The organism is Streptomyces sp. NPDC088400 (assembly GCF_044753355.1).
Lineage (GTDB): Bacteria > Actinomycetota > Actinomycetes > Streptomycetales > Streptomycetaceae > Streptomyces.
This window is the reverse complement of the sequence record NZ_JBIVMZ010000001.1, coordinates 1,083,518-1,099,124: the sequence shown is the minus strand read 5'-3', so window position 1 is coordinate 1,099,124 and position 15,607 is coordinate 1,083,518. Positions and strand designations below refer to the sequence as shown.

9 protein-coding genes and 1 pseudogene are annotated in these 15,607 nt (G+C 69.2%); 3 read left to right on the top strand and 7 right to left on the bottom strand.

Features of this window, described 5'->3' with window-relative positions:
• Nucleotides 1-268 precede the first annotated feature (268 nt).
• From ACIQD6_RS04925 to ACIQD6_RS04915, 3 genes are all read right to left on the bottom strand, one after another.
• The gene (locus ACIQD6_RS04925) at nt 269-1,039 is read right to left on the bottom strand and encodes an enoyl-CoA hydratase/isomerase family protein (protein ID WP_401877964.1); all 771 of its coding nucleotides are present in this window, start codon (nt 1,037-1,039) and stop codon (nt 269-271) included.
• Nucleotides 1,040-1,177: 138 nt separating this feature from the next.
• Complete coding sequence (locus tag ACIQD6_RS04920; RefSeq protein WP_401878165.1) at nt 1,178-2,464, bottom strand: Ig-like domain-containing protein; 1,287 nt, start codon at nt 2,462-2,464, stop codon at nt 1,178-1,180.
• Between the two features lie 252 nt (nt 2,465-2,716).
• Nucleotides 2,717-3,937 (bottom strand): Ig-like domain-containing protein, encoded by a 1,221-nt coding sequence (locus tag ACIQD6_RS04915; RefSeq protein WP_401877962.1) that lies wholly within the window; start codon nt 3,935-3,937, stop codon nt 2,717-2,719.
• Nucleotides 3,938-4,564: 627 nt separating this feature from the next.
• Between ACIQD6_RS04915 and glgX the strand changes: the two genes are divergently transcribed.
• The 3 genes from glgX to ACIQD6_RS04900 all read left to right on the top strand — a co-directional run bounded on the left by glgX (nt 4,565) and on the right by ACIQD6_RS04900 (nt 10,844).
• Nucleotides 4,565-6,739 carry a glycogen debranching protein GlgX gene (gene glgX / locus ACIQD6_RS04910; protein ID WP_401877960.1) on the top strand — a complete coding sequence of 725 codons (2,175 nt, stop codon included), beginning with the start codon at nt 4,565-4,567 and terminating at the stop codon, nt 6,737-6,739.
• A gap of 161 nt (nt 6,740-6,900) precedes the next feature.
• A complete protein-coding gene (locus ACIQD6_RS04905) occupies nt 6,901-8,907 on the top strand; it encodes an ABC transporter ATP-binding protein (protein WP_401877958.1) in 2,007 nt (668 codons plus the stop codon).
• Nucleotides 8,904-10,844, top strand: coding sequence for an ABC transporter ATP-binding protein (locus tag ACIQD6_RS04900; RefSeq protein WP_401877956.1), 1,941 nt, complete (start codon nt 8,904-8,906; stop codon nt 10,842-10,844). The genes ACIQD6_RS04905 and ACIQD6_RS04900 overlap by 4 nt, the downstream gene beginning before the upstream one ends.
• Nucleotides 10,845-11,007: 163 nt before the next feature.
• Here ACIQD6_RS04900 and ACIQD6_RS04895 read toward each other — a convergent pair whose 3' ends face one another.
• The 4 genes and pseudogenes from ACIQD6_RS04895 to ACIQD6_RS04880 form a co-directional block, all read right to left on the bottom strand.
• Nucleotides 11,008-13,038, bottom strand: coding sequence for a hypothetical protein (locus ACIQD6_RS04895; RefSeq protein WP_401877954.1), 2,031 nt, complete (start codon nt 13,036-13,038; stop codon nt 11,008-11,010).
• Between the two features lie 39 nt (nt 13,039-13,077).
• Nucleotides 13,078-14,244 carry an acetyl-CoA carboxylase biotin carboxylase subunit family protein gene (locus tag ACIQD6_RS04890; RefSeq protein ID WP_401877952.1) on the bottom strand — a complete coding sequence of 389 codons (1,167 nt, stop codon included), beginning with the start codon at nt 14,242-14,244 and terminating at the stop codon, nt 13,078-13,080.
• Between the two features lie 570 nt (nt 14,245-14,814).
• Nucleotides 14,815-15,213, bottom strand: a complete 399-nt coding sequence (locus ACIQD6_RS04885) for a VOC family protein (RefSeq protein ID WP_401877950.1) — start codon at nt 15,211-15,213, stop codon at nt 14,815-14,817.
• 101 nt (nt 15,214-15,314) lie between these two features.
• Nucleotides 15,315-15,602, bottom strand: a pseudogene (locus ACIQD6_RS04880) (3-beta hydroxysteroid dehydrogenase); the annotation flags it as partial.
• Nucleotides 15,603-15,607 lie beyond the last annotated feature (5 nt).

The window sequence follows — 15,607 nt, the reverse complement described above, 5'->3', positions numbered from 1 at the left end:
TGGATGCGCCTGAACGACCGTTCTGACCTGCACGTACGTCGAGTGATTCAATGATCACCAAGAGCGATCAAGGCGATTATCTTAACGCTCATTTAAGGCTGTATTAAGCCATGCACCGGGTTGACGCGGCGACTCTCCGTGTCCGACCAAAAGCCCCACGAGCCCCCCGCGAGAGGCTTGCGAGAGGCCCCGGGAACAGCCTCGCGAGGTCGCCCGGAGATCCCCGGAACGGACCTCCGAGGCCGTGCGGCGACCGGCGAAGGCGCGATCAGAGGAATGTGGCCTTCCCTGGCCCGTCCTCCACGAAGGACCGCATTCCGCGCTCGCGGTCCTCGGTGGCGAACAGGCCCGCGAACCAGTTGCGTTCGATGGCGAGGCCGGTCTCCAGGTCGGTTTCCAGCCCCGCGTCGACCGACTCCTTGGCGGCCCGCAGCGCGAGCGCGGGCCCCTGGGCGAGCTTCGCGGCCCAGGCGCGGGCCTGCTCGTACACCTCCGCCGCCGGGACCACCCGGTCGACCAGGCCGATCGACAACGCCTCGTCCGCCCTCACCTGACGGCCGGTGAAGATGAGGTCCTTGGCCCGCGACGGGCCGATCAGCCGGGCGAGGCGCTGGGTGCCGCCGGCGCCGGGGATCAGGCCCAGCAGGATCTCGGGCTGCCCGAGCTTGGCGTCGGCCCCGGCGATCCTGAAGTCGGCGCAGAGCGCCAACTCACAGCCCCCGCCCAGCGCGTAGCCGGTGACGGCAGCGACGACGGGCTTGGGGATACGGGCCACCGCCGTGAACGCCTCCTGGAGCGCACGGGACCGTACGACCATCGCCGCGTGGTCCATCTCCCGCATTTCCTTGATGTCGGCGCCGGCCGCGAAGACCTTCTCGCCGCCGTAGAGGATCACGGCACGTACGTCGTCGCGCCGGCCTGCCTCCTCGGCCAGCTCCCGCAACCGGTCCTGGATGGAGGTGTTCAGCGCGTTCATCGGAGGGCGGTCGAGACGGATGGTGCCGACGCCGCCGGAGACTTCGAGGGTCACATGGGTCATACGAGCGAGGTTAACGGTCGCTTACGACAATGGACCCGGCGCACGGGGTCACCGTGCACCGGGTCCGTCGTGGACCGCGTCTCCTCCGTACGGAGGCTCACGCGTACGGAAGCTCACGCTACGTATGAACGAGCGGGCCTACTTGGTCCACTCCGACCAGGACATGTTCCAGCCGTTCAAGCCGTTGTCCGGGGCGATCTGCTTGTCGTTCGAGTTCTTCACGATCACGACGTCGCCGATGAGGGAGGAGTTGTAGAACCACGCCGACGGGGTGCCGTTGTCACCGCCGCCGCGTATGTCCCGCAGCCCCACACAGCCGTGGCTGACATTCGCCGATCCGAAAGTGCCTGAAGACGCCCAGTAGTTGCCGTGGACGAAGGTGCCCGAGGTCGACAGGCGCATCGCGTGCGGCACGTCCTTGATGTCGTACTCACCGCCGAAGCCGACCGTCGCGCCGTTCATCCGCGTCACCGCGTACTTCTCGCTGATGACCATCTGACCGTTGTACGTGGTGGTCGACGGGGCGCCCGCGGTGATCGGGATGTTCTTGATCTGCTTGCCGTCCCGTACGACCTTCATCGTCTTGGCACTCGCGTCGACCGTGGAGACCTGGCTGCGGCCGACGGTGAACTTCACCGTCTTGGCCTGCTTGCCGTACACCCCCGGGCGGCCCTCGACGCCGTCCAGGTCGAGCTTCACGGTCACCTTCGTGCCCGCGGCCCAGTACTTCTCGGGCCGGAAGTCCAGCCGGTCGTTGCCGAACCAGTGGCCCTCGATCGGTACGGAGGGAACGGCCGTCACCTTGATGGCCTTCTCCACGGCCTCGGGCTCGGTGATGCCCCGGGTGAAGTTGATCGAGACCGGCATACCGACACCGACCGTGGAGCCGTCCTCCGGCGTGTACTGGCCGATGAAGGTGTTCTTCGGGACGAGCGTCGTGAAGCTCGTGGCCTTGGCGGACGCCCGGCCGTCGGCGTCCTTGGCGATCGCGTGCACCTTGTACTTGGTGCCGGCCGCCAGATGCTGGAGCGGCTCCCAGCTCGTGCCTCCGGCGGCCGTCCTGCCCTCGACCGGGTTGCCCTTGTCGTCCTTGACGGTGACCGTGGTCAACTTGCCCTTGTCGGCAGTGACCTTGAGGGCTCCCATGGTGCCGACCCCCTTCGCGCCGTCCTTCGGCGCGACGGTCAGCACGGCGGCGGACGCCGCGTTCTTCACCCCGTCCGCGCCGTTGCCCCCCTTGCCGTTGTCGCCCGCGGAGCCCCCTCCTCCGCCGCAGGCGGTCACCAGCAGGAGCAGCGCCCCCGTCATCATGGCCGTCAGGCCCGTTCCCCTGTGTCCCCTCGGCCGTACCGGTCGCCGTCCCTGCGGCCCCCGGTCCGACGCGGCCGTCATCTCCGATATCCCCGATATCGGCAGCCCGTTCACCATTGGTCGTCTCCCCTCGCGCGGCCTGGCCCCGCCACGGCCCGCACTCCCGCACGCGCGTGGTAGTGCACGCGCATGGCGCAAGATAATCACACCGCGCGCTCCGGGGAGGGCTCGCGAATGTCACCGTTCCGTCCCAACAGGTCCCGGGCAAGTCCCGGGACGGTGCAGGTCATACGGGCTGTAGGGGCCGTGAGGCCGTGCGGGGGAGATCGCCGGACGGGGCGGGGCGAGGGAGCGGGGCGCGGAGGTTCAGCGGAGTGCGGAACCGGCTTTCCAGCGTTCCCAGTTCAGATTCCAGCCACCCAGACCATTGTCGGCGGCCACCACACGGTCACGGGAATTGGCCACTTCCACGACATCGCCGATCAGTGTCCGGTCGAAGAACCAGCCGGCCGGGGTGTCCGCTCCGCCGCCCTTGACATCGCGCAGACCGACGCAGCCGTGGCTGACGTTCTTCGAGCCGAAGGTGTCCGCGGGCGCCCAGTAGTTGCCGTGCAGGAAGGTGCCCGAGGTGGTCAGCCGTACGGCGTGCGGCACGTCCTTGATGTCGTACTCACCGCCGAAGCCGACCGTCCTGCCGTCCATGCGCGTGACGTCGTACAACTCGGTGACCACCATCTTCCCGTTGTACGTGGTGGTCTTGGGACCGCCCGCGGTGATCGGCACGGTGGAGACCACCTCTCCGTCGCGCCACACCTTCATGGTGTGCTCCTCGGCGTCGACCAGCGAGACCTGGGAGCGGCCGATCGTGAAGCCGACGGTCTTCTGCTGGATACCGAACACCCCCGGCGACGCCTGGACGTCCCGGAGGTTCAGCTCGATCCCGACCCTGGTGTCCGGCTTCCAGTACTCCTGCGGCCGGAAGTCGAGACGGTCGTCGCCGAACCAGTGGCCCACGACCTCCACCGGCGGCTGCGAGGTGATCTTGATGGCCCGCTCGACGGCCGCGCGGTCGCGGATCTTCCGGTTGAAGTCGAAGGAGATGATCATTCCGGTGCCCACGGTGGAGCGGTTCTCCGGCGAGAAATAGCCGATGAACCGGTGTGTGGGGACCGTCGTCGTAAAGGTGGTGTGGCGGGCCGAGCGGCGGCCGCGGGCGTCCACGGCGACCGCGTCCACGCTGTACTTGGCGGCCAGCGCGACCATCGCGCCCTTCTCCGGTGTCCACGAGCGGCCGTCCTCGGAGATCTCTCCGGGCAGTTCCGTCGGTGTCGCGTCCTCGACCTGTGTCACCTCCACCCGCTCCAGCCGGCCGTCCGGCACCCTCACCTCGATCCGGTCCGTGCGGCCGATGCCCTTCGCGCCGTCCTCGGGGGTGATCCGGATCGTGTCCCCCGACGCCCGCGACTTGCCTTCCATAAAGGTTTCCTCGCCGGTGCATCCCGTCAGGCCGGCCACGCCGGCCATCAGTCCTGCCCATGTCAGGAAGACGGCCGTGCCGGTCCCTGCGCGCTTCAGTACGTGTCTCACGCCCCGCCCAACGACCACCCCCCTCCGGGGGAAACGTGAGGGCGGGCCCTCTTGCGGGCAGAACAGGTGGGAGGACCACGCGAGGAGAGCGACGGCCGGGACGCCGTGCGCACCGATCCGCGAGGCCACGAGCCGCGGGAGGCCGGTCAGGTGGCGAGCGCAGCCGAGCAGAGGGCAGTGCGGAAGTCGGCGGAGGAGGCTCCGGAAGAGGAGGCTCCGGAAGAGGACGGGAAGAAGGGGGCTCGACAGGGCGCGGAAGCGGACCGGGGAGCGCGGGAAGCGGACCGGGGAGCGCAGGCGGACGGTGGCACGGAAGCACGCAGGGGCGCGGAAGCGGCTCGAACGACTCGGACGGCCACGGACGAGGGGCCGGGCGAGCGAGCCGGGGAGCCGCCACGTGCGGTCGGGAAAGAGCGGGCACACGCGGTCAGGGAGGGGCGAGCGCGTGTGGTCGGGGGACAGCGAGCACGTGTGGTCACGGAGCAGCCAGTACGCGAGGCCCCGGAAGGATCAGGAGAAGGAGCAGGAATAGGAGTAGGAGCAGGAGAAGGAGTACGGCCCGGCGTTCTCCCGGCGGACGGGCTCAACGGCCGTCGCCCGGAGCCCGGCCCGGACACCCCACGCCGGGTGGTCTGGCCGGGTGCGCCCACCCCACTGGGCGCGCGCTACCGCGTGGATCCCGACGGGACCGCCGGCACCAACTTCGCGCTCTGGGCGGGCGGTGCGGAGGCCGTCGAGCTGTGTCTGTTCAGTGACGGTGGCGCCGAGACGCGGCTCGCGCTGACCGAACTGACCCATGAGATCTGGCACGGCTTCGTGCCCGGCGTTCGCCCCGGACAGCGCTACGGCTTCCGGGTCCACGGCCGCTGGGACCCCTGGACGGGCGCCCGTTGGAACCCGGCCAAGCTGCTGCTCGACCCGTACGCCCGCGCCGTGGACGCGGCCGAAGGGGCGGGCGGAAATGATTACGGCCGGCTGCCCCCGGAGGTCTACGGGCATGTGCGCGACTGGCCGGAGCAGCGTGTCGCGGACACCGTGCGGGACGACCGGGACTCGGCTCCGTACGTTCCCAAAGGGGTCGTCGTCCACGACGGCGCACCCGACGACGAGTGGACCGACGACCGGCGCCCCAAGACCCCGTGGGCCGATTCGGTCATCTACGAACTGCATGTGCGGGGCTTCACCAAGCTCCATCCCGGGGTGCCCGAGGAGCTGCGCGGTACGTACGCGGGGCTCGCGCACCCGGCGGCGATCGGCCATCTGCGGCGGCTCGGGGTGACGGCGGTCGAGCTGCTGCCCGTGCACCAGTTCGCCCACGAGGACCACCTGCTGCGGCGCGGAATGCGCAACTACTGGGGCTACAACTCCATCGGCTACTTCGCCCCGCACGCCGGTTACGCGGCGGGCGGCACCCGCGGGCAGCAGGTCGAGGAGTTCAAGGGGATGGTGCGGGCGCTGCACGCCGCCGGGATCGAGGTCATCCTCGACGTGGTCTACAACCACACGGCGGAGGCCGGGGAGCTGGGTCCGACCCTGTCCCTGCGCGGTATCGACAACCGCGGCTACTACCGTCTGCCGTCCGACGCCCGCCGGTACACCGACTACACCGGCTGCGGGAACACCCTCCATGTGGTCCAGCCCCAGGTCCTGCGGCTGATCACCGATTCGCTGCGCTACTGGGTCACCGAGATGGGCGTCGACGGTTTCCGCTTCGACCTGGCGGCGGCCCTGGCCCGCTCCATGCATGACGTCGACATGCTCTCGCCGTTCCTCGCCGTGATCGCCCAGGACCCGGTGCTGCGCCGGGTGAAGCTGATCGCCGAGCCGTGGGACGTGGGCAACGGGGGCTATCAGGTGGGGGCGTTCCCCCCGCTGTGGACGGAGTGGAACGACCGGTACCGCGACGCCGTACGGGACTTCTGGCGCGGCGCCCTGCCCGACGTACGGGAGATGGGCTACCGGCTGTCCGGGTCGAGCGATCTGTACGCGTGGGGCGGGCGCCGGCCGTACGCCTCCGTCAACTTCGTCACCGCGCACGACGGGTTCACGCTGCGCGACCTGGTGTCCTACGAGCGGAAGCACAACGAGGCCAACGGGGAGGGCAACCGGGACGGGACGAACGACAACCGCGCCTGGAACTGCGGCGCTGAGGGCGAGACGGACGACGCGGAGGTCAATGCCCTGAGGCGGCGGCAACTGCGCAATCTGCTCACCACCCTGCTGGTGTCGACCGGGGTGCCGATGCTGGTCGCGGGCGACGAGATGGGCCGTACACAGGGCGGCAACAACAACGCGTACTGCCAGGACGGCGAGGTGAGCTGGCTCGACTGGTCGCTGCTGGAACAGCCGGGCCCGCGCGGTCTGCACGAGCTGACCACGCGGCTGCTCGCCCTGCGCCACGCCCATCCCGTACTGCGCCGCCGCGCCTTCTTCTCCGGCCGGCCGCAGGCTCCCGACGGGCTGCGGGACCTGGCGTGGTTCACCGCGCGGGGCGCGGAGATGACGGAACGGGACTGGTACGCGCCGACGTCGACGCTCGGGCTGTTCCTCTCCGGGCGGGACATACCGGGCCGGGACGCACACGGGCGGAAGATCACGGACGACAGCTTCCTGACGGTGCTGCACGCGGCGGACCGGCCCGTGGAGTTCATGCTGCCGGGGCCGCCGTGGGCCCGGACGTACGAGCTGGTGATCGACACCGCGCGGGAGGATCAGGCGGAGGCGCCGGGGACCGTGCACGGGGGACGTACGACGGTGACGGTCCCGGCGCGGACGGTGCTGCTGTGGAGGATACGGAGCTGACGGGACCAGGGGAGCACCGAGGGAGCACCGACGGAACCGGCAGAGCTGGAAGGCGCGGCACGGAGCGTTGCCGGCCGACCGGAGCGGGGCCGGCCGGGGGTGCGTCGTACGGGGGAAAACACCTGGGCGGTTGTCAGTGGCGAACCGTAGGCTCGGCTCTGATGTCCACCACAAACGCAACCACCCAGGGCACCAAGGACCGGTCCGCCGTGCGTTCACTGCTGCGCCTGTGGCCGTACGTACGCCCGGTGCGTACACGTCTCTTCGGCGCGGCATGTGTCGCGGTCCTCGCGTCCTGTATGGGCCTGCTGTTCCCGCTCGCCCTGAAGTGGATGGTGGACGGGCCGGTGGCGGACCGGGACCCCGGAGGTGTCTGGCTCGGGGCACTGGTACTGCTGGTGCTCGGGATGGTGGAGGCGGCGCTGTTCGGTTTCCGGCGGTGGCTGGTGGCCCGGCCGCTGGCCGGGGTGGAGGCGGCGCTGCGGTCCGATCTCTACCGGCATCTGCAACGGCTTCCGGTCGCCTTCCACGACCGGTGGCCGTCGGGTCAGCTGCTCTCGCGCGGCACGACGGATCTGATGCTGCTGCGGTTGTTCCTGGCGTTCCCGCTGACGTTTCTGCTGGTCAACTCGGTCACGATCCTGGTCGGTTTCCTCATCCTGCTGATGCAGGACTGGTCGCTGGGGCTGGTGCTCCTGGCACCGGTCGTGCCGCTGGTCATCCTCTGTTCGCTCTTCGAGTCGCGGTACGCACTGGTCGCGCGCCGGGCGCAGGACCAGGTCGGCGATCTGACGACGGTCGTCGAGGAGAGTGTGCTCGGCATCCGGATCGTCAAGGGGTTCGGTCGCCACCGCAGCCAGGCCCTCGCCTTCCGCGCGCTCGCCGAGCGGTTGCGCACGACGGAGCTGGGCAAGGCGCGGCTGCTGGCGGGCATTTGGGCCGTGATCATGACCGTTCCGGAGCTGGCGATCGGCGCGGCGCTGGTGCTGGGCACGATCCAGGTGGCGGACGGCGGGCTCTCGGCCGGCACGCTCGTCGCGTTCCTGTCGACGGCGCTGGCCCTGCGGTGGCCGGTGGAGTCGATCGGGTTCCTGCTGGCGATGAGCCAGGAGGCGGCGACGGCGACCGATCGGTACTTCGAAGTGATGGACGTACACGAGGAGGCCGAGGCCGAAACCAGGGCCGAGGCCGACACCGGGATGGAGACCAGGGCCGACGCGAAGACCGAGGCCGGGACGATAGGGGCAGGAGGGGCAGGCGGCGGGCTGCGCTTCGAGGGGGTCTCGTTCCGGTACCCGGACGCCGACGCGGACTCCGCTCCCGTCCTCGCGCGCGTCGATCTGCACATCAGGCCCGGCGAGACGGTGGCCCTGGTCGGAGCCACCGGTTCCGGCAAGACCACGCTGACCGCGCTCGTACCGAGACTGTACGAAGTGACCGGCGGACGGATCACGCTGGACGGGGAGGACATCGCCGTGATGCCGCGCGAGCGGCTGCGGGAGCTGGTGTCGGTGGCGTTCGAGGAGCCGACGCTGTTCTCGGCGAGTGTGGCGGAGAACGTCCTGATGGGCGGCGGGGGCGCCGATGAGGACGCGCTGAGGCGGGCCCTGGAGGTGGCCCAGGCCGGTTTCGTACACGACCTTCCGCAGGGGGTACGGACCGAGGTCGGCGAGCAGGGGCTCAGTCTCTCCGGCGGCCAGCGGCAACGGCTCGCGCTGGCCAGGGCGGTGGTCGGGCGGCCGCGTTTCCTGGTGCTGGACGATCCGCTGTCGGCCCTGGACGTGCATACGGAGGCGCTGGTGGAGGGGGCGTTGCGGCGGGTGCTCAAGGAGACGACCGCGCTGGTCGTGGCACACCGGCCCTCGACCGTGATGCTCGCGGACCGGGTGGCGCTGATCTCGCGGGGACGGATCGCCGCCGTGGGCACCCATCAGGAACTGCTGTACGGCAGCGAGGAGTACGCGTGGCTGATGTCCGGTACGGAAGGTACGGGGAGTACCGGAGGTACTAGAGGTACGGGAGGTACTGGAGCTACGGCGGCCACGCAACCGAAGTCCGGCAGCGGCACGGAGGCCGATACCGGGGCCGAGCCCGGGTGCCGTCCGGAGGCCGATCCCGAGGTTGCGTCCGGGTCCGCGTCAGGGGCTGTTGAGGAGAGCGTCCGATGACCACATCCACGACTACGGACAGCGGCACGGACGGGCCTGGAGCGGGGACAGGTTCCGGGACCGGTACCGATACCGGAACCGATGGCAGGAACGACCCACGCGGTACCAAGACCGACCCGGCGTCGTCCGGCCAACTCGCCCCGCCCGACGACCCCTTCGGCCAGGACGCGCTGCCCGCGCCCCCCGGCGCCACCGGCGCGCTGTTGCGGTCGCTGCTGCGCGCCCGGCGTACGAGGGTCCTCGTGGCCGGGCTGCTCCTGCTGATCCAGCAGGCCGCCGCCCAGGCGGGCCCGCTGATCGTCGCGTACGCCATCGACAGCGGCGTGCCCGCCTTCCGGAGCGGCGACAACGGGCCGCTGATCGCCGTCGGCGCCGGGTTCGCGCTCTGCGCGGTCGCCTCGGGCGTGTTCCAGTACGCCTTCATCCGGGCCGCCGCCCGGATCAACCAGGACGTGCTCCTCGATCTGCGCGGCCGTATCTTCCGCCATGCCCAGGCCCTGAGCGTGGACTTCCACGAGCGGTACACCTCCGGCCGGCTGATCTCCCGGTCGACCACCGACGTGGAGTCCCTGCGCGAACTGCTGAGCGAGGGGCTCCAGGAGCTCATCGGTGTGGTCCTGGCCTTCGTCTACATCTCGGCGATGCTGCTCTACCTGGACCTGGGGCTCGGCTCGCTCGCCGTGGTCTCCTTCGTGCCGCTGTATCTGCTCGTACGGCTCTACCAGCGCCGGGCGGGCCGCATCTTCGGTGAGCGCTCCACCGCGATCGCCGCTGTCATCGTGAAGTTCGCGGAGACGATGAACGGCATCAGGCCGGTACAGGCGTTCCGGCGCGAGCGCGCCAACGACGCGGACTTCCACACGCTCAACCACCACCACGAACGGAGCAACGGCAGCGCCATCCTGGAGATGGCCCGGTATGTGTTCGGTTCCCGGCTCGTCGCCAACACCGCCGTCGCCGGGATCGTGCTCTGGGGCGCCTACCGGGTCGCGAGCGGCACCCTCGCCCTCGGGGTGCTCGCGGCGGCCGTGCTGTATCTGCGTCGGCTGTACGACCCGATCGACCGGCTCGGGATGTTCCTCAACTCGTACCAGTCCGCGGCCGCTTCACTGGAGAAGATCGCGGGTCTGCTGGCCCAGACGCCGACGGTGCCGGAGCCGTCGGCTCCGCGCCCGCTGCCCGCGCCGGCCGGCGAGTACCCCGGCCGTGAGGCGTCCTTCGACGGGGTGAGCTTCGCGTACCGCACGGGCGGCGAGGTCCTCCCCCGCTTCGATCTGACCGTCCCGGCCGGCCAGACGGTCGCGGTCGTCGGCTCGACAGGCGCGGGCAAGTCCACACTCGCCAAGCTGCTGGCCCGCTTCTACGACCCGACGGAAGGCCGGGTCCTGCTCGACGGTGTCGATCTGCGCGAGCTGGACACGGCGGAGCTGCGGCGCGGGGTGGTGATGGTGACCCAGGAGGCGTTCCTCTTCTCCGGCACGGTCGCCGAGAACATCGCCATCGGCAGCCCGGACGCCTCCCGCGAGGACATCGAGCGTGCCGCCAAGGCGATCGGCGCCCACGACTTCATCAGCGGCCTGCCCGACGGCTACGACACGGACGTACGGAAGCGAGGCGGCCGGATCTCCGCCGGCCAGCGCCAACTGGTCGCCTTCGCACGCGCGTTGCTCGCCGACCCGGCGGTCCTCATTCTCGACGAGGCGACCAGTTCCCTGGACATCCCGGGCGAACGCGCCGTGCAGCGCGCGATGGGCACGGTTCTTCAGGGCCGTACGGCGGTGGTGATCGCCCACCGGCTGTCGACGGTCGAGATCGCGGACCGGGTACTGGTGATGGAACACGGCCGCGTCGTCGAGGACGGCACACCGGACGAGCTGATCGGCGGCACCGGCCACTTCGCGGGCCTGCACCGGGCCTGGCGCGACAGCCTCGTCTGACGCGCCGGACCGGTCGGTGCCGTGGCGGAGTTTTCGCTCCGTCCACGGCCGGACGCTCTCCGTGAAACCGCCCCTGACCACTCCACGGCCCGCCACACTCCAGCCGCCCAGCACACCCACAGGTCAGACAACGAACTCCTGCGGGAGTACTGGGCTACCAGGCTCACAGGCTCGCGGGCATTCCGAGGGCTTGCAGCGTCCCCGCGGGCAGCCGGTCGTTGCCCCAGCTGCGCTCGATGTAGCCGATGATCCCCGCGACGTCTTCGGCGGGCACCCGCTCCGGTTCGCCGTGCTCGAGCGGGTCGGAGTGGAAGATGTAGAGGCGCGAGGCGAACTGGTCGAACGGCAGTGAGGCCTCGCCGAACCGCTCGCCGTTGCCCGCGGTGGAGACGACGACGCCGTCGCCCCAGTCCTGGCCGCTGTCGTTGTTCGGGTTGAAGAAATACACCCGCATGACGTCCTGTGGGTCCGGCGCGACCCGCAGGATCGTGATCGCGTGCCAGCCGACGTAGCGGGCCGCGCTGTCGGTGACGGCGACGCCGGCCGGCTGCGGATGGATCAGCGGCTGCTCGCCGTTGTAGGAGGGGTGGTAGCCGGCGTGGAACTGCCGCAGGAAGTCGTCGAGGTCGACCAGGTTTCCGGTCGCGACATCGACGTTGATGTGGAACCCACGGGCCGCCCACCAGCCGTGGAACTCGGGGTTGATCCACCGATGCGGGTCCCCTGGGCGCTCGGCACAGCGGCGCCCCATCTCGGCGTAGATCCGGTCCAAGTGGGGTACCACGAGCAGCGACACGGGTTCCAGGTCCATCGGCAGCGTGCTCGCGACTCCGCTCACGCTGTCCTTCGACGAGATCGGCTGACCCTCGAAGTGCATGAGGATCTCGTCGTCGCGGGCCGCCCAGACCACCATTTGCAACAGGTAGTCCGGGTCGTTGTAGGACCACATCGACAGCGCGCGGGCCGACTGGCAGGTGGGGTTGTCACCCTGACCGACACCGAGCGGCTGGCCCAGCATCGAGAGCACCCCCGCGACCAGCCGCGCCTGCGGCCCCGGCACCTCGCCGAACACCGTCGTCAACCGCTCCCGCGCGACCGGGGAGAGCTCAAGCGCCAGCTGGCGCCACAGCGCGGGCACCACCGGCCGCTCGTAAAGGATGCCGCGGTCGAGCAGCAGTGCCAGCCCGTAGATGCATTGCGCGGTCTGCGGGTGCACGGCCACCTCGATCAGCCGGTGCACCAGTTGGCTGTAGCGCAGCAGGCAGTTCCGGCCTGTGTCGGACAGCCCGAGCGCCTCACCGACGAGGTAGTCGCTCTCGCGCAGGAGGAACCGGAGCAGTTCCGCGTGGTACGGCGACACCAGACCGGTGTCGTGCATCGCCCGCGCGAACCCCGTCGCCTCGTACTGCAGGCCGCCGGTGTCCATCGCCTCGAGCCGGGAGCGGAAGACGTCGATGCCCGGGTCGTCCCGGCATGCCTCGGTGGTCCCGAACAGGCTTGTGATGAGCCGGTCGATGCCCAGCCCCGACGACACGCCAAGGTCGACGTCCGGGTCCTCGCGGTAGACCGCGATCCGGGTGATCAGGGACTGCACCGCCTCGACCTGGATCGGACGCTGGCGCAGGATCCGCCAGATCTCGTCGACCAGGTTGTCCAGGATGCTCTCGTAACCGATCTCGTCGGCGAGGCGGCGGAACAGGTCCCGGATGAGCTGTGCGGTCCGGCCCTGCTGGATTCGCTCCGCCTCGCTGGGCGGGGTGAACAGCAGCTCCAGATTCGTTGCCAGTACCTGGGACAGGAACTGGCGGGCGTCCTCGGCGGGCAACGTCGGGTGCGCGAAGTCGCCGCGGGCGACGGCGAGCATCCGCAGCTCGCTGGTCGCCTCCATGACAACGGTGTCCGCGTCTCCACTGTGCAGGCTCGGGCTGACCAGCGACGGAATAAGGATCTCCGGTGACGCCCAGTCCGTCCCCTGGAAAAGCCCGGCTTCCTCAAGGGCCTGCGCCCTGGCCTGGACCACCGCGGCGCCGCCCGGCTGCATGAGCACCCGCCGCAACGCTTCCAGGACCCGCCGCAGCTTCGTGTGCTTGCCGAAGTCGCGGGTTTCGGCCATGGCCTGGATGGCGTCGTCGAGTGAGGTCACGCGCTTGTCCAGCGTCGTGGCCTCATCGCTGACGTCGACGGTCGGTTTCAAAGGATTTCCTCGGGTAGGTCTCCTGCGTCCACGGGGTCGTCAGACGTAGAAGTCGAGCTCTTCCTGCTTCTTCAACAGGTCGCGCATCCGGTAGGGGTCATCACCGAAGAAGTACACCAAGCCCCAGTGGGTGCCGAACGCGGTCCTCTTGGTGACGGTTTCCTCAAGCGGCGTCGAGAGGTCGTGCGACTCGTAGTAGTCGTCGTCCTCGGTCTCCTCCGGGATCTCCAGGTTGCTGACGACGCGGCGGCGCGGGTAGACACCGAAGCAGCCGGCGACCCCGGACGCGTCGACGACCTCGCGCGGGAAGAAGGCGTCGATCTCCTCCTCGGTCGTCTTCGGGTCGAAGGCCAGCACCAGCCCATGGTAGGCATTGAATCCGTACGCCCGCTCCAGCAGCTCGAACACCTTGAAGCCCGGCGGCCGGTAGGCGACCTCGCCGAAGTACATCTCGCCGTCACTGGTGACGAAATACTCCGGGTGCACGAATCCGAACTCGATGTCGAACGTCTTGATGAGCTTCTCGATCTGCGCCGTGATCTGCGGGCGGTACCGCTCCAGTTCCGGGGTTGCCGGCACGAACACCGAATATCCCAGCGTGACGTATTCGGAGATATTGAGGAACTTGATCTTCCCGTTGTGCACCCACGCCTCTACCGCGAATTCCCAGCCATCGAGGTGGGACTCCATGAGAACCGGGAACTCCTCTTCCGGAATCATGTCGACCTCGTCCGGGGTGCGGATGACGCGGTGCCCGAGGCATCCTGCCTTGTCGAACGCCTTGAGATGGATCGGGTCGTTCGGGTCACCGTCCAGCTTGAGCAGGGTCTGATTGACGCGCTTGAGGAAGCGGATCACGTCGTCCCGGTCGTGGGCTTCCTCGAATATTCCGACCCGGATGCCGCCGAGTTGCGCGCGGCGCTTCATCAGCGCCTTGTCCCGCAGCAGCATGGCCTGACCGTACAAACGCGGATTGTCCAGCAGAACGGAGTTGATCGCCCCTGCCCATTCAACCGTTTCCTCGAACAGCGGGATCGCGACGTCGACACCCTCGTTCTGAAGAGTCTCGGCGATCTCCAAGGAGCGGTCGTTGAGCCGTTCGAAATTCCACGGCACGTAGGGGATGTCGTGCTCGACGCAGTACTTCTCGGCCCACTCCGGTGCCACGACGACGTATCGCCGGTCGAACCGGTCGAGGGCTTCCACCGCATTGAGACTCCAGCCAAGAAGCGCTACATAGCCTTTGTCGGGATTCTTGGTTACCGGTTCGCCTTGTGTCATAGACCGTCTCTCCTTCGGCGCGTGCGCTCGTCGACGGCGTGACTGTCACGACCGTGCCCGGCGATCTGCCGCGCAAGCACCTCCTTCCCGCGCTCAAGCACCTCATTCCCGCGTTTTCCCGCGTGCAAGGACGAAGACGGCACGTTCGCGCGGGGTACGCCTCCCGCTCGGAGTGAAGGCGGGAGGCGGCCCTGCCCGCTGACCAGAGCCCCGGACAGGGCTGACACCGCACAGTCCGTGACCGCCACCGGCCGCTCAGAGGATGAGATTACTCACGGCGGACCAACACTGACCGTGCTCACCCAGCTCGGAATTCGGCAATCCTCCCGGGAGGTACTGCTCGCGAAATCCTGGACTACTCGACTCCGGGATTCGCGGTTTCGTGAGCGATTCGCGTGATCAGGAGCAGCGGTAACGTTCAGCGGTTGTCAGCCGTCGGCCGTTTACGATCCTCCGCTTACGACCCTCCGCTCTGGATTCCGCGTCGTACCGCCGTCACTCAGGCAGGTTCAGCTGCCAGGAGACGCCGAAGCGGTCGTTCACCCAGCCGAACTTGGCGCTGAAGCCGTACGAGCCCAGCGGCATGAGCTCCGCGCCCTGTTCGGCGAGGGCGCCGTAGAGGCGGTCGAGCTCGGCCTCGGTGTCGCACTCGACGAACAAGGATACCGCCGGAGTGAACCCGAATGCGTGCTTGACGTGGCTGTCGATGCACATGAACCGCTGTCCGGCGAGCGAGAACGTGGCGCGCAGGACCGTGCCCTCCTTGCCGGGGCCGTCGGCGCCGTAGCGGGTGATGTCGACGACCTCGGCATCCTCGAACAGCGACGTGTAGAAGGTCAGCGCCTCCTCCGCCCTGCCCTCGAACATGAGGAAAGTGGTGATCTTCTGTGGCATCGAAGCCATGGTGCTGCCCTCCGGGTGTTCGCGCTGGCCCTTCGAGGGCGAGGCTAGCCCCTGCCTCTGACATGGGTCTCGCCTCGATGCGGTGCGGGTGGTCAGGCGGACGGGGTGGCGAAGTAGTGGCCCTTGTCGAGGTCGTCGATGAGTCCGGGCCGAGTCGGCCGCCATCCCAGCAGTTCGCGGGTGTGCGCGCTGGAGACGGGGCTGTCCATGCCGAGGAATGCGGCGAGCCAGGTGAAGTGCCCGGCCGCGTCGTCGGGAGCGACCGAGGACACGGGCAGGCCGAGGTGCCGCCCGATCACCTCGGCGAGGGTACGGATCGGTACGCCCTCGTCCGCGACCGCGTGCAGCGTGGAGCCGGCCGGAGCGCTCTCCAGAGCTAGGGTCT

What these genes read in the sequence shown, in the direction of transcription:
- ACIQD6_RS04925 (WP_401877964.1), bottom strand. Translation starts at nt 1,039, where the DNA reads ATGACCCATGTGACCCTCGAAGTCTCCGGCGGCGTCGGCACCATCCGT.
- ACIQD6_RS04905 (WP_401877958.1), top strand. Translation starts at nt 6,901, where the DNA reads ATGTCCACCACAAACGCAACCACCCAGGGCACCAAGGACCGGTCCGCC.
- ACIQD6_RS04900 (WP_401877956.1), top strand. Translation starts at nt 8,904, where the DNA reads ATGACCACATCCACGACTACGGACAGCGGCACGGACGGGCCTGGAGCG.
- ACIQD6_RS04885 (WP_401877950.1), bottom strand. Translation starts at nt 15,213, where the DNA reads ATGCCACAGAAGATCACCACTTTCCTCATGTTCGAGGGCAGGGCGGAG.